The sequence below is a fragment of the Pantoea sp. Fr+CA_20 genome, from assembly GCF_024520835.1.
GTDB classification, from domain to species: Bacteria; Pseudomonadota; Gammaproteobacteria; order Enterobacterales; family Enterobacteriaceae; genus Pantoea; species Pantoea allii.
In genome coordinates this window covers 1-26,108 of sequence record NZ_JALNPN010000036.1, presented here as the reverse complement: position 1 = coordinate 26,108, position 26,108 = coordinate 1, and the positions used below count along the sequence as shown (strand labels likewise).

Annotated in this window: 21 protein-coding genes, 1 pseudogene and 1 riboswitch; of the genes and pseudogenes, 16 read left to right on the top strand and 6 right to left on the bottom strand. The window is 52.9% G+C overall.

Features of this window, described 5'->3' with window-relative positions; genetic code table 11:
* From tuf to rpoC, 9 genes and pseudogenes are all read left to right on the top strand, one after another.
* Positions 1 to 135: pseudogene (gene tuf / locus NR177_RS23535) on the top strand (elongation factor Tu); the annotation flags it as partial.
* 229 nt (positions 136 to 364) lie between these two features.
* A complete protein-coding gene (gene secE, locus NR177_RS23530; RefSeq protein ID WP_014606967.1) occupies positions 365 to 748 on the top strand; it encodes a preprotein translocase subunit SecE in 384 nt (127 codons plus the stop codon).
* A 1-nt stretch (position 749) separates the two neighbouring features.
* A complete protein-coding gene (gene nusG / locus NR177_RS23525) occupies positions 750 to 1,295 on the top strand; it encodes a transcription termination/antitermination protein NusG (RefSeq protein WP_003848088.1) in 546 nt (181 codons plus the stop codon).
* A 148-nt stretch (positions 1,296 to 1,443) separates the two neighbouring features.
* Complete coding sequence (gene rplK / locus NR177_RS23520) at positions 1,444 to 1,872, top strand: 50S ribosomal protein L11 (protein ID WP_006121495.1); 429 nt, start codon at positions 1,444 to 1,446, stop codon at positions 1,870 to 1,872.
* Between the two features lie 3 nt (positions 1,873 to 1,875).
* Positions 1,876 to 2,580 (top strand): 50S ribosomal protein L1, encoded by a 705-nt coding sequence (gene rplA, locus NR177_RS23515; protein ID WP_063877940.1) that lies wholly within the window; start codon positions 1,876 to 1,878, stop codon positions 2,578 to 2,580.
* 425 nt (positions 2,581 to 3,005) lie between these two features.
* On the top strand, positions 3,006 to 3,503 hold the full coding sequence (rplJ, locus tag NR177_RS23510) for a 50S ribosomal protein L10 (RefSeq protein WP_003848098.1): 498 nt from the start codon (positions 3,006 to 3,008) through the stop codon (positions 3,501 to 3,503).
* A 63-nt stretch (positions 3,504 to 3,566) separates the two neighbouring features.
* On the top strand, positions 3,567 to 3,929 hold the full coding sequence (gene rplL / locus NR177_RS23505; protein WP_009092660.1) for a 50S ribosomal protein L7/L12: 363 nt from the start codon (positions 3,567 to 3,569) through the stop codon (positions 3,927 to 3,929).
* Between the two features lie 330 nt (positions 3,930 to 4,259).
* Entirely contained in the window at positions 4,260 to 8,288 is a 4,029-nt protein-coding gene (gene rpoB, locus NR177_RS23500; protein ID WP_063877941.1) for a DNA-directed RNA polymerase subunit beta, read from the top strand.
* 118 nt (positions 8,289 to 8,406) lie between these two features.
* Positions 8,407 to 12,630 (top strand): DNA-directed RNA polymerase subunit beta', encoded by a 4,224-nt coding sequence (gene rpoC, locus NR177_RS23495; RefSeq protein WP_063877942.1) that lies wholly within the window; start codon positions 8,407 to 8,409, stop codon positions 12,628 to 12,630.
* A 49-nt stretch (positions 12,631 to 12,679) separates the two neighbouring features.
* Here the strand turns inward: rpoC and NR177_RS23490 are convergent, their stop codons facing one another.
* Complete coding sequence (locus NR177_RS23490; RefSeq protein WP_256853781.1) at positions 12,680 to 12,868, bottom strand: DUF1127 domain-containing protein; 189 nt, start codon at positions 12,866 to 12,868, stop codon at positions 12,680 to 12,682.
* Between the two features lie 174 nt (positions 12,869 to 13,042).
* On the opposite strand from NR177_RS23490, the gene NR177_RS23485 reads away from it, so the two are divergent.
* Positions 13,043 to 14,575 (top strand): PLP-dependent aminotransferase family protein, encoded by a 1,533-nt coding sequence (locus tag NR177_RS23485; RefSeq protein ID WP_172896783.1) that lies wholly within the window; start codon positions 13,043 to 13,045, stop codon positions 14,573 to 14,575.
* A 114-nt stretch (positions 14,576 to 14,689) separates the two neighbouring features.
* Here NR177_RS23485 and thiE read toward each other — a convergent pair whose 3' ends face one another.
* The 3 genes from thiE to NR177_RS23470 form a co-directional block, all read right to left on the bottom strand.
* Positions 14,690 to 15,322 carry a thiamine phosphate synthase gene (gene thiE / locus NR177_RS23480; RefSeq protein WP_109718356.1) on the bottom strand — a complete coding sequence of 211 codons (633 nt, stop codon included), beginning with the start codon at positions 15,320 to 15,322 and terminating at the stop codon, positions 14,690 to 14,692.
* A complete protein-coding gene (gene thiC / locus NR177_RS23475) occupies positions 15,323 to 17,245 on the bottom strand; it encodes a phosphomethylpyrimidine synthase ThiC (protein ID WP_241568581.1) in 1,923 nt (640 codons plus the stop codon). It lies immediately after the preceding gene.
* An 85-nt stretch (positions 17,246 to 17,330) separates the two neighbouring features.
* Positions 17,331 to 17,430: riboswitch (TPP riboswitch) on the bottom strand.
* A 182-nt stretch (positions 17,431 to 17,612) separates the two neighbouring features.
* Positions 17,613 to 18,116 (bottom strand): Rsd/AlgQ family anti-sigma factor, encoded by a 504-nt coding sequence (locus NR177_RS23470; RefSeq protein ID WP_063877947.1) that lies wholly within the window; start codon positions 18,114 to 18,116, stop codon positions 17,613 to 17,615.
* A gap of 197 nt (positions 18,117 to 18,313) precedes the next feature.
* Between NR177_RS23470 and nudC the strand changes: the two genes are divergently transcribed.
* The 6 genes from nudC (at position 18,314) to NR177_RS23440 (ending at position 22,707) form a co-directional block, all read left to right on the top strand.
* Positions 18,314 to 19,084, top strand: a complete 771-nt coding sequence (gene nudC, locus NR177_RS23465; RefSeq protein WP_063877948.1) for an NAD(+) diphosphatase — start codon at positions 18,314 to 18,316, stop codon at positions 19,082 to 19,084.
* Between the two features lie 40 nt (positions 19,085 to 19,124).
* Positions 19,125 to 20,195, top strand: coding sequence for a uroporphyrinogen decarboxylase (gene hemE, locus NR177_RS23460; RefSeq protein WP_256853780.1), 1,071 nt, complete (start codon positions 19,125 to 19,127; stop codon positions 20,193 to 20,195).
* Positions 20,195 to 20,863, top strand: coding sequence for a deoxyribonuclease V (gene nfi / locus NR177_RS23455; protein ID WP_109718359.1), 669 nt, complete (start codon positions 20,195 to 20,197; stop codon positions 20,861 to 20,863). Before hemE ends, nfi begins: the two co-directional genes overlap by 1 nt.
* A gap of 62 nt (positions 20,864 to 20,925) precedes the next feature.
* Positions 20,926 to 21,516 carry a YjaG family protein gene (locus NR177_RS23450; RefSeq protein ID WP_063877951.1) on the top strand — a complete coding sequence of 197 codons (591 nt, stop codon included), beginning with the start codon at positions 20,926 to 20,928 and terminating at the stop codon, positions 21,514 to 21,516.
* A 188-nt stretch (positions 21,517 to 21,704) separates the two neighbouring features.
* Positions 21,705 to 21,977 (top strand): nucleoid-associated protein HU-alpha, encoded by a 273-nt coding sequence (gene hupA, locus NR177_RS23445; protein ID WP_006121511.1) that lies wholly within the window; start codon positions 21,705 to 21,707, stop codon positions 21,975 to 21,977.
* A 67-nt stretch (positions 21,978 to 22,044) separates the two neighbouring features.
* Positions 22,045 to 22,707, top strand: a complete 663-nt coding sequence (locus tag NR177_RS23440; RefSeq protein ID WP_063877952.1) for a DUF1481 domain-containing protein — start codon at positions 22,045 to 22,047, stop codon at positions 22,705 to 22,707.
* A 36-nt stretch (positions 22,708 to 22,743) separates the two neighbouring features.
* Here NR177_RS23440 and purD read toward each other — a convergent pair whose 3' ends face one another.
* Together purD and purH are read right to left on the bottom strand one after the other, a co-directional pair.
* Positions 22,744 to 24,024, bottom strand: coding sequence for a phosphoribosylamine--glycine ligase (purD, locus tag NR177_RS23435; protein ID WP_256853779.1), 1,281 nt, complete (start codon positions 24,022 to 24,024; stop codon positions 22,744 to 22,746).
* 16 nt (positions 24,025 to 24,040) lie between these two features.
* Entirely contained in the window at positions 24,041 to 25,630 is a 1,590-nt protein-coding gene (gene purH, locus NR177_RS23430; RefSeq protein ID WP_096011312.1) for a bifunctional phosphoribosylaminoimidazolecarboxamide formyltransferase/IMP cyclohydrolase, read from the bottom strand.
* Between the last annotated feature and the right edge of the window lie 478 nt (positions 25,631 to 26,108).

Here is a 26,108-nt window from a genome sequence, read left to right as displayed (position 1 = left end):
GTCATGCCGGGCGACAACATCAAAATGGTTGTTACCCTGATTCACCCAATCGCAATGGACGAAGGTCTGCGCTTCGCAATCCGCGAAGGCGGCCGTACCGTTGGCGCGGGCGTTGTTGCTAAAGTTATCGCTTAATTACCGATAATATTTGACGCAATGCACGTGGAAAGGGCATCATTTGATGCCCTTTTTGTACGCTGTTACATAGAACCTGACTCATCAGTGATTGTGAACCATAATCATTGCTGAGACAGGCTCTGTTATGTGGCGCTGGATACCGAGTTACGCCCCAAAAGCTCATTCGGTTTGGATGCCTCGCAATGCGGGGCAGAATAGTTTCTGAATTATTGTGGCAGGTTGGTTTATGAGTGCGAATACCGAAGCTCAAGGGAGCGGGCGCGGCCTCGAAGCGCTGAAGTGGGTAGTGGTAGTCTTATTACTGCTTGCGGCGATCGTAGGTAACTACCTCTATCGCGATGTGACGCTGCCTTTGCGCGCGTTGGCTGTAGTAGTCCTGATTGCGGCAGCAGGCGGCATTGCGCTTTTGACGACGAAAGGCAAAGCAACCGTGGCCTTTGCACGTGAAGCAAGAACCGAAATGCGTAAAGTTATCTGGCCAACCCGCCAGGAAACACTGCATACCACGTTAATCGTTGCCGCGGTTACTGCCGTGATGTCACTGATTTTGTGGGGGCTGGATGGTATTCTGGTCCGTCTGGTATCGTTTATCACTGGCCTGAGGTTCTGAGATGTCTGAAGCTCCAAAGAAACGCTGGTACGTCGTGCAGGCGTTTTCCGGTTTTGAAGGCCGCGTAGCACAGTCGCTGCGTGAGCACATCAAATTGCACAACATGGAAGAGCTGTTTGGCGACGTCATGGTTCCTACAGAAGAAGTTGTTGAGATCCGTGGTGGTCAACGCCGTAAAAGCGAGCGCAAATTCTTCCCCGGCTACGTATTGGTACAGATGGTGATGAATGACGCCAGCTGGCACCTGGTACGCAGCGTTCCGCGCGTTATGGGCTTTATTGGCGGTACATCCGATCGCCCGGCGCCTATTAGCGATAAAGAAGTTGATGCGATTATGAACCGCCTGCAGCAGGTGGGTGATAAGCCGCGTCCAAAAACGCTGTTTGAGCCAGGCGAAATGGTACGTGTCAACGATGGTCCATTTGCCGACTTTAACGGTGTGGTAGAAGATGTGGATTATGAGAAGAGTCGTTTGACCGTTTCTGTGTCCATCTTCGGACGTGCAACACCAGTAGAACTCGACTTCGGTCAGGTAGAGAAAGGCTAACCTTTCCCGACTTACAATTTGGCTGTTGCAGCAGGCGCGAAATTTAACTATAATTTCGCGCCTTTTGTTTTTATGTGCTGGCAACAGCGTATAAATCGTTACCACGGGGAGCCTTCTACAGGCGCTATAACCCAATTGAGGAATTATCATGGCTAAGAAAGTACAAGCCTACGTCAAGCTGCAGGTTGCAGCTGGTATGGCGAACCCAAGTCCACCGGTTGGTCCAGCTCTGGGTCAGCAGGGTGTTAACATCATGGAATTCTGTAAAGCGTTTAACGCGAAGACCGAATCTCTGGAAAAAGGTCTGCCAACACCTGTTGTTATCACCGTATACAGCGACCGTTCTTTTACCTTTATTACCAAAACGCCTCCGGCTGCCGTTCTGCTGAAAAAAGCAGCAGGCATCAAGTCAGGTTCTGGTAAGCCGAATAAAGATAAAGTCGGTAAAGTGACTCGTGCTCAGGTACGTGAAATCGCAGAAACTAAAGCTGCGGACATGACGGGTTCCGACGTTGAAGCGATGACTCGCTCAATCGAAGGTACTGCTCGTTCCATGGGCCTGGTTGTAGAGGACTAAGAAATGGCAAAGCTGACCAAGCGCATGAGCGTAATTCGCGACAAAGTTGACGCGACCAAGCAGTACGATATTGCTGAAGCAATCGCTTTACTGAAAGAACTGGCTACCGCTAAGTTCGTAGAAAGCGTTGACGTTGCCGTTAACCTCGGCATCGATGCACGTAAATCTGATCAGAACGTGCGCGGCGCGACTGTTCTGCCACACGGTACCGGTCGTTCAGTACGTGTAGCTGTCTTCACCCAAGGCGCAAACGCTGAAGCTGCTAAAGCAGCTGGCGCTGAGCTGGTAGGTATGGAAGACCTGGCCGATCAGATCAAGAAAGGCGAAATGAATTTTGACGTTGTGATTGCATCTCCAGATGCAATGCGCGTTGTTGGCCAGTTAGGCCAGATTCTGGGTCCACGTGGCCTGATGCCAAACCCGAAAGTAGGTACTGTAACGCCTAACGTTGCTGAAGCGGTTAAGAACGCTAAAGCAGGTCAGGTTCGTTATCGTAACGACAAAAACGGCATCATCCACACTACCATCGGTAAAGTGGACTTCGATGCTGACAAATTGAAAGAAAACCTGGAATCTCTGCTGGTTGCGCTGAAAAAAGCCAAGCCTGCTCAGGCGAAAGGCGTGTACATCAAGAAAGTTAGCATCTCTACCACCATGGGCGCGGGCGTTTCCGTTGACCAGGCTGGTCTGACTGCCGTAGCAAACTAATTGCTACTTGAAACGGGCGAAAAATTCACCTAGAATCTTACGCCCGTTGTTCTGCATTCGTGCAGACGTCGAAGTGCGTGATTCAGATTGCGGTAAGACGGTGGCTGAGTCGGCTACCCGGAGCATGGTCAACTGTGCAACGGAAGCGGATAAAGACAGTCGGCGCAATAGCAATTTGAGTGGCGGCACGCGACCCAAATTTTAGGTTGGAGCCAGGCCTTATCCTGGCCTCCGTCCAAGACCGCAGGAGCGGCACATCCTCGGATGTAATGCTTAATACCCTGCGTAGACGGTGACAGAACCAAAAGATATTTTTCTTAACTGGATTCTGCTCACCGTGTAATAGCGCTTATTTTCCTCCGGGCGAGTAAGTGAAGTGAGTTCCGGGGAAATCCTTCCCCGGTCAAATCCAGGAGCTAAAGCTAATGGCATTAAATCTTCAAGACAAACAAGCGATTGTTGCTGAAGTCAGCGAAGTAGCCAAAGGTGCGCTTTCAGCGGTTGTTGCGGATTCTCGTGGCGTTACCGTTGATAAAATGACCGAACTGCGTAAAGCAGGTCGTGAAGCTGGCGTTTACATGCGTGTTGTTCGTAACACCCTGCTGCGCCGCGTCGTTGAAGGTACTCAGTTCGAGTGCCTGAAAGACACGTTTGTTGGTCCGACCCTGATTGCATATTCTATGGAACACCCGGGCGCTGCTGCTCGTCTGTTCAAAGATTTCGCGAAAGCGAATGCAAAATTCGAGGTCAAAGCTGCAGCCTTTGAAGGTGAGCTGATCACGGCGGCCAATATTGACCGTCTGGCAACTCTGCCGACCTACGAAGAAGCACTGGCACGTCTGATGTCGACCATGAAAGAAGCCGCTGCCGGCAAACTGGTTCGCACTCTGGCTGCTGTTCGCGATGCAAAAGAAGCGGCTTAAGGCCTCTCTTTTCTTCGTACTTGCTAACGTATAAACTTTTTCTGATTCTTAGGAACAATTGTTATGTCTATTACTAAAGACCAAATTCTGGAAGCCGTTGCCGCTATGTCCGTAATGGAAGTAGTTGAGCTGGTTTCTGCTATGGAAGAAAAATTCGGCGTTTCTGCTGCTGCTGCTGTAGCTGTTGCTGCTGGCCCAGCTGAAGCTGTTGAAGAGAAAACTGAATTCGACGTCGTTCTGAAAGCTGTTGGCGCGAACAAAGTTGCAGTTATCAAAGCCGTACGTACCGCAACTGGTCTGGGCCTGAAAGAAGCCAAAGATCTGGTTGAAGCAACTGGCGTGATCAAAGAAGGCATCAGCAAAGATGACGCAGCTGCACTTGAAGCTGCTCTGAAAGAAGCTGGCGCTGAAGTTGAAGTTAAGTAAGACAACCCTCGGGTTGCAGTCTGAGTAGTTTCAGACTGATGGCTGGTGGCTTTTTGGTCACCAGCCTTTTTGCGCTCCAGGGCCTCAATGGGGTTTCACACTGTTTGTCCATTGTTGCTCTTCAATATCTTTCTCTATCGACGACTTAATATACTGCTTTCCCGTGCGGGTTCCCTGCCCACGCTGAAGCAATGAAATGATTTAAGCGTGATAGAAAGAGGTATTGCACACACTGCAAAGCAGTAGGTGAATCAAACAAAATCGTGTTGCATGAACTGTCCTGTCAGGACGGACAGCGTGGGTCGACTTGTCAGCTAGCTGAGGAACCCTATGGTTTACTCCTATACCGAGAAAAAACGTATTCGTAAGGATTTTGGTAAACGTCCACAAGTTTTGGACATACCTTATCTCCTTTCCATCCAGCTTGATTCGTTTCAGAAGTTTATCGAGCAAGATCCAGAAGGTCAGTACGGACTGGAAGCTGCATTCCGCTCTGTATTCCCTATCGCGAGCTACAGCGGCAATTCTGAGTTGCAGTATGTCAGCTATCGCTTAGGTGAACCTGTCTTTGACGTGAAAGAGTGTCAGATCCGTGGCGTGACCTACTCGGCACCGCTGCGCGTGAAACTGCGTCTGGTGATCTATGAGCGCGAAGCGCCAGAAGGCACTGTAAAAGACATTAAAGAACAAGAAGTCTACATGGGTGAAATTCCGCTCATGACTGACAACGGTACCTTTGTTATCAACGGTACTGAACGTGTTATCGTTTCTCAGCTGCATCGTAGTCCTGGCGTGTTCTTTGACAGCGATAAGGGTAAAACCCACTCATCGGGTAAAGTGCTGTATAACGCACGTATCATCCCTTACCGTGGTTCATGGCTCGACTTCGAGTTTGACCCGAAAGACAACCTCTTCGTCCGTATTGACCGTCGTCGTAAGCTGCCGGCCAGTATCATTCTGCGCGCACTGCATTACACCACTGCTCAAATCCTCGACGTCTTCTTCGAGAAAGTGGTGTACGAAATCCGTGACAACAAGCTGCAGATGGAACTGGTGCCAGAGCGCCTGCGCGGTGAAACCGCGACTTTCGATATTGAATCGAATGGCACGGTCTACGTTGAGAAAGGGCGTCGCATCACTGCGCGTCATATTCGTCAGCTGGAAAAAGACGCTATCCAACACATCGAAGTGCCTGTTGAATACATCGCGGGCAAAGTGGTTGCTAAAGACTACATCGATGAGAACACCGGTGAGCTGATCGTCGCGGCGAATATGGAACTGTCGCTGGATCTGCTGGCGAAGCTGAGCCAGTCTGGTCACAAGCGCATTGAAACGCTGTTCACCAACGATCTGGATCACGGCCCTTACATCTCCGAGACGCTGCGCGTTGACCCAACCAATGACCGCCTGAGCGCGCTGGTTGAGATCTACCGCATGATGCGTCCTGGTGAGCCGCCAACGCGTGAAGCTGCAGAGAACCTGTTTGAGAACCTGTTCTTCTCTGAAGATCGTTACGATCTTTCTGCAGTCGGCCGCATGAAGTTTAACCGTTCGTTGCTGCGTGATGAAATCGAAGGTTCAGGTATCCTGAGCAAAGAAGACATCATTGAAGTGATGAAAAAACTGATCGACATCCGTAACGGTAAAGGCGAAGTGGACGATATCGACCACCTCGGTAACCGTCGTATTCGTTCAGTCGGTGAAATGGCTGAGAACCAGTTCCGTGTCGGTCTGGTACGTGTTGAGCGTGCAGTGAAAGAGCGTCTTTCTCTGGGCGATCTCGATACGCTGATGCCACAGGACATGATCAACGCCAAGCCCATTTCGGCGGCGGTGAAAGAGTTCTTTGGTTCCAGCCAGCTGTCTCAGTTTATGGATCAGAACAACCCGTTGTCAGAGATTACGCACAAGCGTCGTATCTCTGCTCTCGGCCCAGGTGGTTTAACCCGTGAGCGTGCCGGCTTCGAAGTGCGTGACGTACACCCAACGCACTACGGTCGTGTCTGCCCAATCGAAACCCCTGAAGGTCCGAACATCGGTCTGATCAACTCCTTGTCTGTGTACGCGCAGACGAACGAGTACGGTTTCCTGGAAACCCCTTATCGTCGCGTTATTGACGGTGTGGTTTCCGATGAAATTCATTACCTTTCTGCAATCGAAGAAGGTAACTACGTTATCGCTCAGGCGAACACCAACCTGTCAGAAGAAGGTGCGTTCGTTGATGACCTGGTCACCTGCCGTAGCAAAGGCGAATCAAGTCTGTTCAGCCGCGATCAGGTTGACTACATGGACGTTTCCACCCAGCAGGTGGTTTCTGTCGGTGCGTCACTGATCCCGTTCCTGGAACACGATGACGCCAACCGCGCCCTGATGGGTGCGAACATGCAACGTCAGGCCGTTCCTACTCTGCGTGCTGATAAGCCGCTGGTAGGTACCGGTATGGAGCGTGCTGTAGCCGTTGACTCAGGTGTTACCGCGGTTGCGAAACGTGGCGGTACCGTTCAGTACGTTGATGCATCTCGTATCGTTATCAAAGTAAACGAAGACGAAATGTATCCGGGCGAAGCGGGTATCGACATCTACAACCTGACCAAATACACCCGTTCTAACCAGAACACCTGTATCAACCAGATGCCATGTGTGTCTCTGGGTGAGCCAGTTGAACGTGGTGATGTGCTGGCTGACGGCCCATCCACCGATCTCGGTGAGCTGGCGCTGGGTCAGAACATGCGCGTCGCGTTCATGCCGTGGAATGGTTACAACTTCGAAGACTCCATCTTAGTCTCCGAACGCGTGGTTCAGGAAGATCGCTTCACTACCATCCACATCCAGGAACTGGCATGTGTGTCTCGTGACACCAAGCTGGGGCCAGAAGAGATTACCGCTGATATCCCGAACGTGGGCGAAGCTGCACTCTCTAAACTGGATGAGTCCGGTATTGTTTACATCGGTGCTGAAGTGACCGGCGGTGACATTCTGGTGGGCAAAGTGACGCCGAAAGGCGAAACCCAGCTGACACCAGAAGAAAAACTGTTGCGTGCGATCTTCGGTGAGAAAGCGTCTGACGTTAAAGATTCTTCTCTGCGTGTACCTAACGGTGTTTCCGGTACGGTTATCGACGTTCAGGTCTTCACCCGCGATGGCGTGGAAAAAGACAAACGTGCGCTGGAAATCGAAGAGATGCAGCTGAAGCAGGCTAAGAAAGACCTGTCTGAAGAGCTGCAGATCCTGGAAGCGGGCCTGTTTAGCCGTATCCAGTCTGTTCTGATTTCGGGTGGCGTTGAAGCAGACAAACTGGACAAGCTGCCGCGTGAGCGTTGGCTGGAACTGGGTCTGACTGACGAAGCCAAGCAAAACCAGCTGGAACAGCTGGCCGAGCAGTACGACGAACTGAAGCACGAGTTTGAGAAAAAACTCGAAGGCAAGCGTCGTAAAATCACACAAGGCGATGATCTGGCACCTGGCGTGCTGAAAATCGTTAAGGTTTATCTGGCCGTTAAACGTCAGATCCAGCCTGGTGATAAAATGGCGGGTCGTCACGGTAACAAAGGTGTTATCTCTAAGATCAACCCAATCGAAGACATGCCTTACGATGAGAACGGTACGCCGGTCGATATCGTACTGAACCCGCTGGGCGTACCATCGCGTATGAACATCGGTCAGATCCTTGAGACTCACCTGGGGATGGCAGCGAAAGGTATCGGCGAGAAAATCAACGCGATGCTGAAGAAGCAGGAAGAAGTCGCCAAACTGCGCGAATTCATCCAGCGTGCTTACGATCTGGGCACTGATGTGCGTCAGAAAGTTGACCTGAATACCTTTACTGATGACGAAGTCCTGCGCCTGGCTGAGAACCTGAAAAAAGGGATGCCAATTGCCACGCCGGTGTTTGATGGTGCGAAAGAGAGCGAAATCAAAGAGCTGTTAGAGCTTGGCGGTCTGCCTTCTTCCGGTCAGATTACCCTGTTTGATGGCCGTACGGGCGAGCAGTTCGAACGTCAGGTAACCGTGGGTTATATGTACATGCTGAAACTCAACCACCTGGTTGATGACAAGATGCACGCACGTTCTACCGGTTCCTACAGCCTCGTTACTCAGCAACCGCTGGGTGGTAAGGCACAGTTCGGTGGTCAGCGCTTCGGTGAGATGGAAGTATGGGCGCTGGAAGCTTATGGTGCTGCGTATACCCTCCAGGAAATGCTTACCGTTAAGTCTGATGACGTTAATGGCCGTACCAAGATGTATAAGAACATCGTGGATGGCAACCATCAGATGGAACCTGGCATGCCTGAATCGTTCAACGTACTGTTGAAAGAGATTCGTTCGCTGGGTATCAACATCGAGCTGGAAGACGAGTAACCCTCAGTAACAGGCCTGGCCTGGAAGCGCAGGGTTAACGCGCTCGCATTTGTACTGGTTATGGGGCGTTCAATTTCGGTTGGACGCCCCTGAGTCTCACTCCGACGGGAGCAAATCCGTGAAAGACTTACTTAAGTTTCTGAAAGCGCAAACTAAAACCGAAGAGTTTGATGCGATCAAAATTGCGCTGGCATCGCCAGACATGATCCGTTCCTGGTCTTTCGGTGAAGTGAAAAAGCCGGAAACCATTAACTATCGTACCTTCAAGCCAGAGCGCGATGGTCTGTTCTGTGCCCGTATCTTTGGGCCGGTAAAAGATTACGAATGCCTGTGCGGTAAGTACAAGCGTCTGAAACACCGTGGTGTGATCTGCGAGAAGTGCGGCGTTGAAGTGACCCAGACTAAAGTGCGTCGTGAGCGCATGGGCCACATTGAGCTGGCTTCACCTACCGCACACATCTGGTTCCTGAAGTCACTGCCTTCGCGTATCGGCCTGCTGCTGGATATGCCACTGCGTGACATCGAACGCGTGCTGTATTTTGAATCTTATGTCGTTATCGAAGGTGGCATGACCAACCTTGAGAAGCGTCAGATTCTGACTGAAGAGCAGTACCTGGATGCGCTGGAAGAATTCGGTGACGAATTTGACGCGAAGATGGGTGCAGAAGCGATTCAGGCACTGCTGAAAAATATGGATCTGGAGCAAGAGTGCGAACAGCTGCGCGAAGAGCTGAACGAAACGAACTCCGAGACCAAACGCAAAAAGCTGACCAAGCGTATTAAGCTGCTGGAAGCGTTCGTTCAGTCTGGTAACAAGCCAGAGTGGATGATCCTGACCGTGCTGCCAGTCCTGCCACCGGATCTGCGTCCGCTGGTACCGCTGGACGGCGGCCGCTTTGCGACATCAGATCTGAACGATCTGTATCGCCGCGTGATCAACCGTAACAACCGTCTGAAACGCCTGCTGGATCTGGCCGCGCCAGATATCATCGTGCGCAACGAAAAACGTATGCTGCAGGAAGCGGTAGATGCCCTGCTGGATAACGGTCGTCGCGGTCGTGCGATCACGGGTTCTAACAAGCGTCCTCTGAAATCTTTGGCTGATATGATCAAAGGTAAGCAGGGTCGTTTCCGTCAGAACCTGCTCGGTAAGCGTGTTGACTACTCTGGTCGTTCTGTTATCACCGTAGGTCCTTACCTGCGTCTGCATCAGTGCGGTCTGCCGAAGAAAATGGCACTGGAGCTGTTCAAACCGTTCATCTACGGCAAGTTGGAACTGCGTGGCCTGGCCACCACCATCAAAGCCGCTAAGAAGATGGTTGAGCGTGAAGAAGCTGTCGTTTGGGATATCCTGGACGAAGTGATCCGCGAACACCCGGTACTGCTGAACCGTGCACCAACCCTGCACCGTTTGGGTATTCAGGCATTTGAGCCCGTCCTGATCGAAGGTAAAGCTATCCAGCTGCACCCGCTGGTTTGTGCGGCTTATAACGCCGACTTCGATGGTGACCAGATGGCTGTTCACGTACCGCTGACGCTGGAAGCCCAGCTGGAAGCGCGTGCGCTGATGATGTCTACCAACAACATCCTGTCACCTGCGAACGGCGAGCCAATCATCGTTCCTTCACAGGACGTTGTACTGGGTCTGTACTACATGACCCGCGACTGTGTTAACGCCAAAGGCGAAGGCATGGTGCTGACCGGTCCGAAAGAAGCTGAACGCGTTTACCGCGCTGGCCTCGCTTCGCTGCACGCTCGCGTTAAAGTGCGTATCACTGAGCACGAGAAAAACGAGCAGGATGAGTGGGTTTCTAAAACCAGCATCATCGACACAACTATTGGTCGCGCCATCCTGTGGATGATCGTGCCAAAAGGTCTGCCTTTCTCCATCGTCAACCAGGCGCTGGGCAAGAAAGCGATCTCCAAGATGCTGAACACCTGTTACCGCATCCTGGGACTGAAACCAACGGTTATCTTTGCTGACCAGACCATGTACACCGGCTTTGCCTATGCGGCACGTTCAGGTGCGTCTGTGGGTATCGACGACATGGTTATCCCAGAGAAGAAAGTGGAAATCATCACCGAAGCGGAAGCAGAAGTGGCTGAAATCCAGGAACAGTTCCAGTCTGGTCTGGTGACCGCGGGTGAACGCTATAACAAAGTGATCGATATCTGGGCTGCGGCCAACGAACGCGTTGCTAAAGCGATGATGGAAAACCTCTCTACCGAACTCGTGATCAACCGCGATGGCGTGGAAGAGCGTCAGGTTTCCTTCAACAGTATCTTTATGATGGCTGACTCCGGTGCGCGTGGTTCTGCTGCACAGATTCGTCAGCTGGCCGGTATGCGTGGTCTGATGGCTAAGCCAGATGGCTCAATCATCGAGACGCCAATTACCGCGAACTTCCGCGAAGGTCTGAACGTACTCCAGTACTTCATCTCGACGCACGGTGCACGTAAAGGTCTGGCGGATACCGCACTGAAAACGGCTAACTCCGGTTATCTGACGCGTCGTCTGGTTGACGTTGCACAGGATCTGGTTGTCACCGAAGACGACTGTGGTACGCACGAAGGCATCATGATGACGCCAGTCATCGAAGGTGGCGACGTGAAAGAGCCACTGCGTGAGCGTGTTCTGGGTCGTGTGACGGCAGAAGACGTCCTGAAGCCGGGTACTGCTGACATTCTGGTTCCACGTAACACGCTGCTTGATGAGCACTGGTGTGACGTGTTGGAACTGAACTCAGTAGACAGCGTGAAGGTACGTTCGGTTGTAGGTTGTGAAACCGATTTTGGTGTGTGTGCACATTGCTATGGTCGCGACCTGGCACGTGGTCACATCATCAACAAAGGTGAAGCAATCGGTGTTATCGCGGCACAGTCTATCGGTGAGCCGGGTACACAGCTGACGATGCGTACGTTCCACATCGGTGGTGCGGCATCACGTGCGGCTGCTGAATCCAGCATTCAGGTGAAGAACAAAGGTACGATCAAGCTGACCAATGCCAAGTCGGTAACCAACTCGGCAGGCAAGCTGGTTATCACCTCGCGTAACGTTGAACTGAAAATGATCGACGAATTTGGCCGTACGAAAGAGAGCTATAAAGTTCCTTACGGTGCTGCCATGGCGAAAGGTGATGGTGAGCAGGTTGCCGCGGGCGAAACCGTTGCAAACTGGGACCCGCATACCATGCCGGTTATCACTGAAGTGGGCGGTTTCATTCGCTTCACGGATATGATCGACGGTCAGACCATTACCCGTCAGACTGACGACCTTACCGGTCTGTCATCGCTGGTGGTGCTGGATTCTGCCGAGCGTACCGCGGGTGGTAAAGACCTGCGTCCAGCCCTGAAAATCGTTGATGCTAACGGCAACGATGTCCTGATCCCTGGTACCGATATGCCAGCTCAGTACTTCCTGCCAGGTAAAGCGATTGTACAGTTAGAAGATGGCGTGAAGATTAGCTCGGGTGATACCCTGGCGCGTGTTCCGCAGGAATCTGGCGGTACCAAGGATATTACCGGTGGTCTGCCACGCGTTGCTGACCTGTTCGAAGCGCGTCGTCCGAAAGAGCCAGCTATTCTGGCGGAGATCAGCGGCATCATCTCCTTCGGTAAAGAGACGAAAGGCAAGCGTCGTCTGGTCATTACTCCGCTGGATGGTAGCGATCCGTACGAAGAGATGATTCCGAAATGGCGTCAGCTGAACGTGTTCGAAGGTGAACGTGTTGAGCGTGGTGACGTAGTTTCCGATGGCCCAGAGTCACCACATGACATCCTGCGCTTGCGTGGCGTGCATGCGGTTACCCGTTACATCACTAACGAAGTGCAGGAAGTTTACCGTCTGCAAGGCGTTAAGATTAACGATAAGCACATCGAAGTTATCGTTCGTCAGATGCTGCGTAAAGCGACCATCATGAGCGCGGGCAGTACCGAGTTCCTGGAAGGTGAGCAGGCTGAATTCTCTCGTATCAAGATCTCTAACCGTGAACTTGAAGCGAACGGAAAAGTTGGCGCAACCTTCATGCGTGATCTGCTGGGTATTACCAAAGCGTCACTGGCAACCGAATCGTTCATCTCTGCGGCATCGTTCCAGGAAACCACGCGTGTCCTGACCGAAGCGGCAGTGGCAGGCAAGCGCGACGAACTGCGCGGTCTGAAAGAGAACGTTATCGTGGGACGTCTGATCCCAGCCGGTACGGGTTATGCTTACCATCAGGATCGTATGCGCCGCAAAGCGGCAGGCGAAGTACCGGTAGCACCGCAGGTTACTGCGGATGAAGCCTCTGCAAGCCTGGCTGAATTGCTGAACGCTGGTCTGGGCGGTAAAAACGACGAGTAATCGTCAAACGCCCGATAAAAAACCCTGCTCTGGCAGGGTTTTTTTTATCTTAAAATCTTCGGCGGATATCGTTTCGGTCTAGCCCAATGTCTTTTAATTGACAGTCACTGAGCCGGGATAAAATAGCCCGGGTTTCACGCTGACATTGCCAGCGTCTGATGCTGCCCCAGACGAGGCGTAAGAAACGAAACGGTCTTATCGTAAATGGCCTGGCCGCGCGGTTTTCTTCATATCCCATGATCCTGCCCTCAGTTGTTTATCTGAGAAACATTTTCACGCAGAGCGTATTTTCAATACAGATGCACGATAAGCAAATATTTAACATACAGATTGCGCTGCAGGCGAACTGAATGGTAGAAATAATCCCTATCTGTACTGCTTTACGGGGCGGTCAATTTTCACAGGGCATACAATGACGCGATATCAACATTTGGCCATGCTGCTGGAAAAGCGCATTGAGCAGGGGCTGTATCGGAGCGGCGAACGTTTACCTTCAGTGCGCAGTCTGAGTGCTGAGCACGGCGTCAGTATCAGCACGGTGCAGCAGGCGTATTATTTGCTGGAGCAGAAACAGTTAATCGTTCCACAGTCGCGTTCAGGCTACTTTGTTGCACCCCATAAGGCGATGCCGCCCATCCCGGCACTGACCCGACCGGTGCAACGACCCGTAGAAATAACCCAGTGGGATGCGGTATTTGAACTGCTTAACAGCCGGCTGGAAGACGATATATTGCAGTTGGGCAGCGGCATGCCGGATTTAACACAATCCACCCTGAAACCCCTCTGGAAAGCCTTTAGCCGACAGGCTCAGAAGCAGGAAAGTCACCTGCTGAATTACGATAATCTGTATGGTGTAGCCTGCCTGCGGGAGCAGATCGCCCGACTGATGATTGACAGCGGTTGCCAGCTTACCCTTGAAGACATTGTAATAACAACCGGCTGCCATGAAGCACTGTCCGTGTCCGTTCGTGCTGTCTGCCAGCCGGGCGATATCATCGCCGTGGAATCACCATCCTTTCATGGCATTATGCAGACGCTGCGTGGTTTTGGCATTCGCGCCATTGAGATCCCCACGGATTCGGTGACGGGCATCAGTCTTGAGGCGCTGGAGCTGGCGTTTGATCAGTGGCCAATTAAAGCTGTCGTAGTGGTGCCTAACTGTAATAACCCGCTTGGCTTTATCATGCCCGAGAAGCGCAAGCGCGCCTTGCTGACCCTGGCGCAACGTTTTGACGCAGCGATTATTGAAGACGATGTGTATGGTGAACTGGCCTGGGAGTACCCGCGACCGTCATCCATTAAATCTATGGATGAAGATGGGCGCGTGTTGCTGTGCAGTTCATTTTCCAAAACGCTGGCACCGGGTTTACGCGTCGGTTGGGTTGCGCCGGGACGCTACCGCGATCGGGTACTGCATATGAAATATATCGGCACCGGCTCCACCGCGACCCAGCCGCAGCATGCGGTGGCGGAGTTTATTCGTCAGGGGCACTACCAGACCCATTTACGGCGGATGCGTCAGGTTTATCAGCACAACTACGAAACCTTTATTTGCTGGGTCAGGCACTATTTTCCTTGTGGGATCTGCGTTACGCGGCCTCAGGGCGGTTTTCTGATGTGGATTGAACTGCCAGAAGCCTTTGATGCGGTGCAGCTTAATAACACGCTGCGCCAGTCTGGTATTCAGATTGCTGTCGGCTCGCTGTTTTCCGCCTCGGGCAAATATCGTAACTGCCTGCGTCTGAATTACGCGCTGCCCGCCAGTGATACCATCGAACGGGCACTGGCGATAACCGGCAAGGCCGTGGAGCAGGCAATCATAGCCTGCACCCATGATAAATTGATGGAGTCAGTCCCTTATCTCTCTGAACCTGCAGTTGAGAAGCAGGGCCAGAAAGAGGAGGAGGCTGGCCCTGGTCCGGCAATCCCTGCTGGACGCCTGTGACTTTAAAGGGCATTAAAAAACCGCGCCAGCAGCAATATGAATTGCCGTGCGCGGCTTTCCAGTTTTTATCTACCGATTGCACTGACTGCGCGTATTTTTGCGCGATAACGCCAGTTAATGCGCGGTTTCAGGCTCGGCAAGCTGCAGCAGAATACGCGTGGCTTCCTGCCAGTCTTCTGCCTGGGTAATCGCGCTCACCACCGCAATGCTGCCGACGCCGGTGGCTAAGACCTCAGGTGCACGGGCAATGCTGATGCCACCGATCGCGACAGTAGAAATGCCCGCCAGCCGACCCAAATGGCGTTTAAGTTCAGCCAGCCCTTGCGGAGAAGAAGGCATCGCTTTCGTCTGCGTGGGGAAGATGTGCCCCAGTGCAATGTAAGAAGGGCGCAGCGCCAGCGCCCGATCCAGCTCCGCATCGTCATGGGTTGACAGCCCCAGTCGCAAGCCAGCGTGCAAAATCTGCTGAAGATTCGCGACGTCTAAATCCTCCTGGCCCAGATGAACGCCATAAGCCTGATGTTTAATCGCCAACTGCCAGTAATCATTGATAAACAGACGTGCCTGATAGCGCTTACCTGCGGCGATAGCCCGAATAACAAAGGGTTCAACCACCTCATCGGGCTGATCCTTGATCCGAAGCTGAAGGGTTCGCACACCGGCGTCTAACAGACGTTCAATCCATTCAACGCTGTCGACAACCGGATACAGCCCTAAGCGTGGTGCGGTGGCGGGAAAGGCGTCCATTTATTCCTCCTTAAGGGCGGTTGCGGGATGATAGAGCTCACCGCCGCGCTCACGAAAATTATCTGACATCTTTGCCATCCCCACTTCAATCGCCTGGGCTTCCGCTTCCTGCTTCGCGGCATAGTCGCGCACTTCCTGGGTAATTTTCATTGAGCAAAATTTGGGGCCACACATGGAACAGAAGTGCGCAACCTTGCCTGATTCCTGCGGCAGGGTTTCGTCGTGATAAGCGCGTGCCGTATGGGGGTCCAGCGCAAGATTAAACTGGTCTTCCCAGCGAAACTCAAAACGCGCTTTCGACATGGCGTTGTCGCGGATCTGCGCCCCCGGGTGGCCTTTTGCCAGATCGGCGGCGTGCGCGGCGATCTTGTAGGTAATCAAACCCTGTTTCACATCGTCTTTATTCGGCAGACCCAGGTGCTCTTTCGGCGTGACATAGCAGAGCATGGCGCAACCGAACCAGCCAATCATTGCCGCACCAATGCCAGAGGTAAAATGATCGTAACCCGGAGCAATATCGGTGGTCAGTGGACCCAGGGTGTAAAACGGCGCTTCATGGCAGTGTTCCAGCTGTTCAGTCATGTTGCGACGGATCATTTGCATGGGAATATGACCGGGGCCTTCAATCATGACCTGTACATCGTATTCCCAGGCGATTTTTGTCAGCTCACCCAAGGTGTGCAGTTCTGCAAACTGCGCGTCGTCATTGGCATCCTGAATTGATCCCGGACGCAGACCGTCTCCCAGCGACAGCGAAATATCATAAGCAGCACAAATTTCACAGATGTCGCGGAAGTGCTCATAGAGAAAGCTCTCTTTGTGATGCGACAGGCACCACTTCGCCATAATGGACCCACCACGAGAGACGATGCCGGTCAGGCGTTTCGCGGTCATGGGGACATAGCGCAACAGCACGCCAGCATGGATAGTAAAATAATCCACGCCCTGTTCAGCCTGTTCCAGCAAGGTATCGCGGAAGATGTCCCAGTTCAGGTCTTCTGCTACACCGTTAACTTTCTCAAGCGCCTGATAAATCGGGACTGTACCGATCGGCACCGGGCTGTTACGCAAAATCCATTCGCGGGTTTCATGGATGTAGCGCCCTGTAGAGAGATCCATAACGGTATCCGCGCCCCAACGGGTTGACCACACCAGTTTTTCCACCTCTTCCTCAATGGAGGAGGTCACGGCGGAGTTGCCAATATTCGCATTTACCTTCACCAGAAAGTTACGCCCAATGATCATGGGTTCGGATTCAGGATGATTGATATTCGCCGGGATGATGGCGCGTCCGGCTGCCACTTCCTGACGCACAAACTCAGGTGTAATATTTTCCGGCAAATGCGCGCCAAAGCTGTGCCCCGGATGCTGTTGTAACAGCACTTCACCACGGATGCGTTCCCGGCCCATATTTTCCCGCAGCGCGATAAATTCCATCTCCGGCGTGATAATGCCCTGGCGTGCATAGTGCAACTGGGTCACGCAGCGGCCGGCTTTAGCGCGACGCGGCGTTGGCAGGTGTTCAAAACGGAGATGATCCAGCCCGTCATCGGCCAGCCGCTGCTGCGTGTAGGCTGAGCTGATTTGCATCAGATTCTCGCTGTCATCACGTTCTTCAATCCAGCGCGCGCGCAGTTTATCCAGCCCGCGATGAACATCGATTTGTGCAGCCGGATCGCCATAGGCGCCCGCCGTATCATAAATCGGTACGGGCTCATTCTCCTCATAAACAGGCGCGTCTTTACTGCCGCTGATCAGGGTAGGGCTGAGTTGAATTTCCCGCATCGGGACACGAATATCGTCGCGACTGCCGGTGAGCCAGATACGTTTTGAGTTGGGGAAGGCGCTGCCGCCCTGAAGAGAATCAATAAATTCCTGTGCCTGAGCACGTTGTTCGCGACGGGTCGTTTTAGCAGTAGACATAGCAATATTCCAGTAAGTGGGAAGGTTGCTTGTCCGGAGTTCGGAAGGAGTAACGGCACTGCTGGCACCATCCGGTGGCGTACCGTATAAATTTACTCTTGTTCCCTTCGCAGGTTCTAACCTGATCAGGTTCCGCGGATCCCGAATTAACGGTCTCAGCCCAGAGGGCACTCCGACAAGATGTGGTTTTAACGCTTTACGCGACGACGCCTGCGCTGCCTTACCTGTAAATAACCGATAACGAGAGCAGGACGTGTAGGTAACGTTTCAACCGTAAAACACCGACTACATTAGGCATTACGTTTAAAGCCCACTCAGCATAAGGGGGCTTTTTACTAATCACAAGTCTTTTACAATCGATGAGGTTTTAGGCAGGGCGGGCAATTTCGCTGTCGTTAGCCACGGGCGGGGTAAGGTGGTTATCCCATGCCATCTGAATTAACTTGTCCTCAAGGGTAAAGCGTCCTTCAAGGGCTTCACCCACCTCTGAGAGGGCATTCTGAAAGGTGACATAGTTATCGTCATCAATCGCCTGCTGAAGATGCCCGTCATACAATTGCATCAGTTTTTCGGTGTTGGCTTCCAGCGAGGGATAAATCTGCGTGGCGGCCAGCAACGGGCTGGTGCCGTCCATTTCACCGATCAGGCGTTGGTAAAGACTAAAGTGGCCTGATGACAGGTAATCGACCAGATTATGGCAAAAGTTATCAAGCGCCTGTTCATCCAGACGAGTCAGTGCCTCTTTCTTTGGCTTAATACCGACCAAATGATAATAAGAAACCAATAGCTGGCGGCGAGCGGCCAGCCATGAATCTACCAGTTCATTACTGCCACCTACGCGTTTGGTCAGAACGTCTAACTGGTTGAGCATAGTTAACTCCGTATGAGTTATGCACCTTCATATTTCAGATTAGCGATGCGTCAATTGCGCTTGTTCTCCACGAGCCAGTCGGGGATAAATAAGCGTGCTGTCGTCTTGCAACCAGAATTATTTGGGTATAGTTGTTCATCTACACACTTAACATCGGGACTTCAGCGTGCGGGTTGACGCTAAGGATGACGAAATAAATGCAATGCGAAATTTCAAGCGTAGACGCTGGATGGTGGATTGTCAGCAGTGAACAGAAAATTTGGTTACCGCAAGGGGATCTCCCTCACGGTAATGCGCAACAGTTTGGCCTGACAGGCCATCAGGGACGCGTTATCGGCGAATGGCAGAGTGAGAAAGTCTGGCTGGTTTGCGAAGCACGTTCAGAGGATATGCTGTCGCTGCGGCAGTTGCTTAACGAAGATCCGGCGCTATTTCAGCTGGCGGGGCGCGGTGTACAACTGGCCGAGTTTTATCGCTCTCATCGCTGGTGTGGCTACTGTGGTCATGAGATGCACCCCAGCAAGCGTGAGTTTGCCTGTCTGTGCAGTCACTGTCGTGAACGTTACTATCCACAAATTGCGCCCTGCATTATCGTTGCGATTCGCCGGGGGGACGAGATCCTGCTGGCTAATCATGCGCGCCATCGTAATAACATTTACACTGTGCTGGCCGGGTTTGTTGAGGTCGGTGAAACCATTGAACAGGCTGTCGCGCGTGAGGTGATGGAAGAAAGCAATGTGCGTGTCAGGAATGTTCGCTATGTAACATCGCAACCCTGGCCCTTTCCGCAATCCCTGATGATGGCCTTTATGGCGGAATATGATGGCGGTGAGTTACAGCATGACGGTAAAGAGTTGCTGGATGCCGGCTGGTTCCGCTTTGATGCGCTGCCGTTACTTCCTCCGCCCGGTACCGTTGCCCGCCGATTAATTGAAGATACCGTGGCCCTCTGCCGCGCTGAGGCGTGAGAGTGCTACACTACTCGCTTGATACCGAGAGAGTCCTGACATGAGTGAACTGAAGAACGACCGTTATTTGCGCGCCCTGTTACGCCAGCCTGTAGATGTCACCCCCGTATGGATGATGCGGCAAGCCGGGCGTTATTTGCCGGAATATAAAGCGACGCGCGCCCAGGCGGGTGATTTTATGTCGCTATGCAAGAATGCCGAACTGGCCTGCGAAGTCACCCTCCAACCCCTGCGTCGCTTCAAGCTGGATGCGGCAATCCTCTTCAGTGATATTCTCACCATTCCTGATGCCATGGGGTTAGGGCTGTACTTCGAAACGGGTGAAGGCCCGTGTTTCTCTAATCCAGTAACGTGCCGTGCCGATGTCGATCGCCTGCCCGTGCCCGATCCTGAACAGGAACTGGGTTACGTGATGAACGCGGTGCGCACCATCCGTAAAAACCTCAATGGCGAGGTGCCTTTAATTGGCTTCTCAGGTAGCCCGTGGACACTGGCGACCTACATGGTTGAAGGGGGAAGTAGCAAAGCCTTCACCAAAATTAAAAAAATGATGTACGCCGAGCCGTCCACGCTGCACGCCATGCTGGATAAGCTGGCTGACAGCGTCATTCTCTATCTCAATGCCCAGATTCGCGCCGGTGCGCAGTCGGTGATGGTATTTGACACCTGGGGCGGCGTGTTAACCGGGAACGACTATCGTGAGTTCTCGCTTTACTACATGCATAAAATTGTCGACAGCGTGCTACATGAAAACGAAGGTCGTCGCGTGCCGATCACCTTGTTTACCAAAAATGGCGGGCAGTGGCTGGAAGCGATTGCCGAGACGGGCTGTGACGCACTTGGTCTGGACTGGACGATCGATATCAGCGAAGCCCGTCGTCGCGTTGGCCACAAAGTCGCTTTGCAGGGCAACATGGACCCATCCATGCTCTACGCACCGCCCGCGCGAATTGAGCAGGAAGTCGCTACGATCCTGGACGGGTTCGGCAAGGGCGAAGGCCACGTCTTCAATCTTGGGCACGGCATCCATCAGGATGTGCCGCCAGAGCACGCAGGTGTATTTGTTGAGGCGGTGCACCGGCTCTCACGCCCGTATCATCAGGAGTCTTAATGGATATCGCTGCACTCCGCGCGGAGCAATTACAGCGTGCCGCAGAGGTCGTGCGGCAGGATGATTTTGACGTACTGCCGCCACGCTTTATCGGTGGCGCAGACGTCGGTTTTGAGCAGGAAGGTGCAGTCACGCGTGCTGCGCTGGTCATTCTTGAATACCCGTCCCTGAAGCTGGTGGAGCATCGCATCGCGCGCATTGACACCACCATGCCTTACATTCCCGGTTTCCTCTCTTTCCGTGAGTATCCGGCTCTGTTGGCGGCATGGAACATGCTGGAGCAGAAGCCCGACCTGTTATTTGTCGATGGTCATGGTATTTCACATCCGCGCCGGCTCGGTGTGGCTTCGCATTTTGGGTTGATGGTCGATGTCCCCACTATCGGCGTCGCGAAAAAACGTCTGTGCGGGCGCTTTGAGGCGTTGGATGAAACCCCCGGCAGTCGCCAGCCGTTAGTGGACAAAGGTGAGCAAATTGGCTGGGTATGGCGCAGCAAGGCGCGCTGTAATCCGCTGTTTGTGGCCACCGGACACCGCGTCAGTCTGGACAGCGCCCTGCAGTGGGTCGAAAAGTGTACACAGGGATACCGTTTACCGGAACCTACCCGCTGGGCGGATGCTGTAGCATCCCAACGCCCCGCATTTCTGCGCTGGCAAAGCGCGCTTTAACACTGTTTGTATGGCGCTTTTGCGTTACACTGCCGCCAGCGAAATGAATAAGAGCTCTGTGTATGTTACAAAACCCTGTGCATCTGCGTCTGACCAAGCTGGAAAGCTGGCAACATCTGACGTTTATGGCTTGCCTGTGCGAGCGCATGTATCCCAACTACGTGGCTTTTTGCCAGCAAACCGAGTTTGCCGATCCTGCCCTTTACCGCCGTATCCTGGACCTGATTTGGGAAACGCTGACGGTAAAAGACGCAAAGATCAATTTTGACAGCCAACTGGAAAAGCTTGAAGCAGCGATTCCCGACGGTGATGCGTTTGAGGTATACGGTGTGTATCCGGCAATTGATGCCTGCGTTGCATTGAGTGAAGTCCTGCACTCGCAGTTAAGCGGTGAAACGCTTGAGCATGCGATTGAAGTCAGTAAGACTTCGATCACCACCGTTGCCATTCTGGAAATGACTCACGAAGGTCGTGAAATGACCGATGAAGAGCTGCGAGAAAATCCGGCTGTCATCGACGAATGGGACCTGCAATGGGAGATTTTTCGCCTGCTCGCGGATTGTGAAGAGCGAGACCTTGAATTGATAAAAGGTCTGCGATCCGACCTGCGTGAGGCGGGAATTAGTAACATCGGTATAAAAATTCAGCAATAAGGCGAGAAAACGTGACTTCAGGCCTTAATTAGCGCGCCTGGAGGCTTCACATCAGCCCCCTGTCTGGTCTACATTTGGGGGGCTGAAAATTGTGGCTATCGGTGCGTGCAGGCTGAAGAGTGCCCGAAGCCGGCTTTTCCCTCGCACTCGTTGCTTAGCAAGCGATAAATACACTTTAAGGATAACTTATGAACAAGACTCAACTGATTGATGTGATCGCAGAAAAAGCTGACCTGTCTAAAACCCAGGCTAAGGCAGCGCTGGAATCTACTCTGGCTGCAATCACCGAGTCTCTGAAAGAGGGTGATGCTGTACAACTGGTTGGTTTTGGTACTTTTAAAGTGAACCACCGCGCTGAGCGTACCGGTCGTAACCCACAGACTGGCAAAGAAATCAAAATCGCTGCGGCAAACGTACCTGCATTCGTGTCTGGTAAAGCTCTGAAAGACGCCGTTAAGTAAGACGTCGCATTGCGGTAACGTTTTAAACAGGGGCGATTTCGCCCCTTTTGTTTAAGGGCCAGCCACCATGACTACGCTGTTCCAGCGATTATCTGCCCTGTTCCTCTCCTCACTGATTATCGGGTGCAGCTCAACCCCCGACATCCCGGCTTTCTCGGCCAGCGGTTACCTTGCCGATCGCGGCAGTGTACGTATCTGGCGCAAAAATACCGATCATCATTCGGTACATATTCGTACGCTGTACAATCCGTTCAACAGTGAAAAAAGTGAAATTACTGATTATCGCTGGCTTGGGGATGACTTAATCAGCGTAGAGCGTCAGGTCAAAGGCGATAAGCCAGACGACGTCACCTTACGCTTTGATCAAAATGGCAGCCTTAATTTCATGCAGCGCCAGCTCGCGACGCGCCGTGAGGCAGTCAGTCCAGATGCAGTGGAGCTTTACAAGTTTGATGCACAACGTATGCGCGAAGTCAGCGATGCGCTGTTAAGTGGTCGTGTGTTCTTGAAACAGGGGCACTGGTCAGGCGGAAGGGCTGTGGAAACCTGTGAGGGCCAGCAGGTGACGCCTGCTTTTGACAGTTATGCCCTGCAGACGCTAACACATTACCGCAGCAATAAGACGGGACCGTTGATGATTTCGTGGCTGGAAGCCCCTGAAGGCGTGCAGCTACTGCGTGTCAGTCAAAAAGATGAGTGTGCAGATGCGCCTGAAGAGGCAGACTTCTGAGGCAGTAAAAAGGGGCACTGGGTGCCCCTTCGTTCTTTATTTACGGTCAATTGCACGATAGCCGATATCGCGTCGGCAGAAGCTGCCTTGCCAGGAAATCGGTTTAGCCAGTTCGTAAGCCCGTTTCTGTGCCGCAGCGACATCGTCGCCTAAGGCGGTGACGCACAAAACGCGTCCGCCGTTGGTCAGCACCCGATCGTCTTCAAGGCGAGTCCCAGCGTGGAAAACTTTGCCGTCGGCAACCTCTTCCAGCGGCAGACCCTGAATGTGATCGCCGTTATTGTAGTGACCGGGATAGCCGCCAGCGGCCAGCACCACACCAAGCGATGGACGCGGGTCCCATTGGGAATCCTTCTGGTCTAGCTTTCCGTCGCAGGCCGCCAGACAGAGATCCACCAGATCCGACTGCAGGCGCAGCATGATAGGCTGCGTTTCTGGATCGCCGAAGCGGCAGTTGAATTCGATCACTTTCGGCTGACCCGCCTGATCGATCATCAGCCCGGCATATAAGAAACCAGTATAAACGTTGCCTTCTGCCGCCATGCCGCGCACGGTTGGCCAGATGACCTGATCCATTACGCGCTGGTGGATCGCATCGGTTACAACCGGGGCAGGGGAATACGCGCCCATTCCCCCGGTGTTCGGTCCGGTATCGCCGTCACCCACGCGTTTATGATCCTGGCTGGTGGCCATCGGCAACACGTTCTCGCCATCAACCATCACAATAAAGCTGGCTTCTTCGCCGTCCAGGAACTCTTCAATAACAATACGGTGTCCCGCGTCACCAAACGCATTGCCTGCCAGCATATCGTGCACGGCGTCTTCTGCTTCCTGCAGCGACATTGCCACAATGACACCTTTACCGGCTGCCAGTCCGTCGGCTTTGATGACAATCGGCGCGCCCTTTTCACGAAGATAAGCCAGCGCAGGGGCGACCTCTGTAAAATTCTGGTACTCCGCACTCGGTATGTTATGACGTGCCAGGAAGTCCTTGGTAAAGGCTTTAGATCCTTCCAGTTGCGCGGCCGCCTGGGTCGGGCCAAAGATTTTTAAGCCCGCCGCACGGAACGCATCAACGACACCTGACACCAGCGGCGCTTCAGGGCCAACGATGGTGAGATCGATCTGTTCACGCTGGGCGAAGGCCAGTAAGGTAGGAATATCGGTTGGTGCAATGTCGACGTTCTGCAACGCGGGTTCCAGTGCGGTGCCTGCATTGCCCGGTGCAACAAAAACGGTTTCCGCCAGCGGCGACTGTGCTGCCTTCCAGGCCAGTGCGTGTTCACGTCCGCCGTTACCAATGATTAAAATTTTCATAAAACGCTCCACAGAATTAATGGCGGAAGTGACGCATATCGGTAAAGATCATGGCAATGCCATGCTCATCGGCTGCCGCAATGACTTCATCGTCGCGAATAGAACCGCCCGGCTGAATCACACAGCTGACGCCCACGGCAGCAGCGGCATCAATGCCGTCGCGGAACGGGAAGAAAGCATCGGAAGCCATCGCGGACCCTTTCACTTCCAGACCTTCATCACCGGCTTTAATGCCTGCAATTTTGGCTGAGTAGACGCGGCTCATCTGTCCGGCACCAATGCCGATGGTCATGTTGTCTCGTGCATAGACAATCGCGTTAGACTTAACGAATTTGGCTACTTTCCAGCAGAACAGCGCGTCACGCAACTCCTGCTCTGAAGGCTGGCGCTGACTTACCACGCGTAGCTGGCTGGCATCGACCATACCGAGATCGCGATCCTGAACCAGCAAACCTCCGTTCACACGTTTGAAATCAAGGGCGGCGACCCGACCTTGCCATTTACCGCATACCAGAACACGGACGTTCTGTTTAGCCGCCGTAATTTTCAGCGCAGCTTCCGTTGCCGCAGGGGCGATGATGACTTCAACAAACTGCCGACTGATGATGGCCTTTGCGGTAGCCTCATCCAGCTCGCGGTTAAAGGCAATAATGCCGCCGAAGGCAGAAGTGGGGTCAGTCTGATAAGCGCGCTCGTAAGCCGCCAGAATGGACTCGCCCACAGCGACACCACAAGGGTTAGCATGTTTGACAATAACGCAGGCGGGCTCAACAAACTCTTTCACGCACTCAAGCGCGGCATCGGTATCCGCGATGTTGTTATAAGACAGCGCTTTGCCCTGCACCTGCCTGGCGGTAGCGACTGATGCTTCCTGCACATCTTCTTCTATATAGAAGGCCGCGTCCTGATGGCTGTTCTCGCCATAGCGCATATCCTGCTTTTTAATGAAGTTAAGATTGAGAGTCCGCGGGAAGCGGCCTGCAGGTTGGCTGGTTTCGCCATGATAAGCCGGGACCAGGCTGCCAAAATAGTTGGCGATCATGCTGTCGTACGCGGCGGTATGTTCAAAAGCTTTAATCGCCAGATCGAAACGGGTTTCGAGCGTGAGCGAGTTCTGGTTGGCGTCCAGCTCGGCGATAATGGCCTGGTAGTCGCTGCTCTTAACCACAATGGCTACGTCTTTGTGGTTTTTGGCTGCCGAGCGCACCATCGTTGGGCCGCCAATATCAATATTTTCGACAGCGTCTTCCAGTGAACAATCCGGCTTTGCGACGGTTTGGGCAAAGGGATAAAGGTTTACGACCACCATATCGATAGGGCTGATAGCGTGCTGCGCCATTACGGCATCATCTTGCCCACGACGTCCTAAAATACCGCCGTGTACTTTTGGGTGCAGTGTTTTAACGCGTCCATCCATCATTTCCGGGAAACCGGTGTAGTCAGACACTTCGGTGACGGGTAGTCCCGCCTCTGCCAGCAGGCGAGCGGTACCACCTGTGGAGAGTAGCTCTACACCGCGCTGGGAGAGTGCCTGAGCAAATTCGAGGATGCCGGCTTTATCAGAAACACTGAGCAGGGCGCGGCGTAAAGGACGAGGTTGTTGCATGGTGGTTTTATCCCTTGGCTTTGATTCGCGTAAATAAGAGCGTTACATCAAGCTTGCGTGCTCACTTCTCTCTATATAGAGAAGCAAAAGCGTAAAAACTTCAGGTAACGCCCCGAAAAGGGGCATCCATTGCGTTGCGGGGCATTGTAGCGAAAACGTTTGCGTGATGCTCGTCTAAATTTAACGCTTCCAGGAATGTGGATAACTTTGTGTGTAACTGCGTATAAAGTGGGGTTTTGCTGTGTAATGCAGCGAACGGTCATTTTTATTGAATTTAGCCCTTGTCAGCCTGAGAGAACTCCCTATAATGCGCCTCCATCGACACGGCACAACGGCTTACGGAATGCGGTGTTGAGAGGTTCAGGAAACTGAACCGCCGGAGAAAAACTTCTGAAAAAGAGGTTGACTCTGAAGGAGGAAAGCGTAATATACGCCACCTCGCGACAGACGGTTAACCCGCTGTTCGCACTGCTCTTTA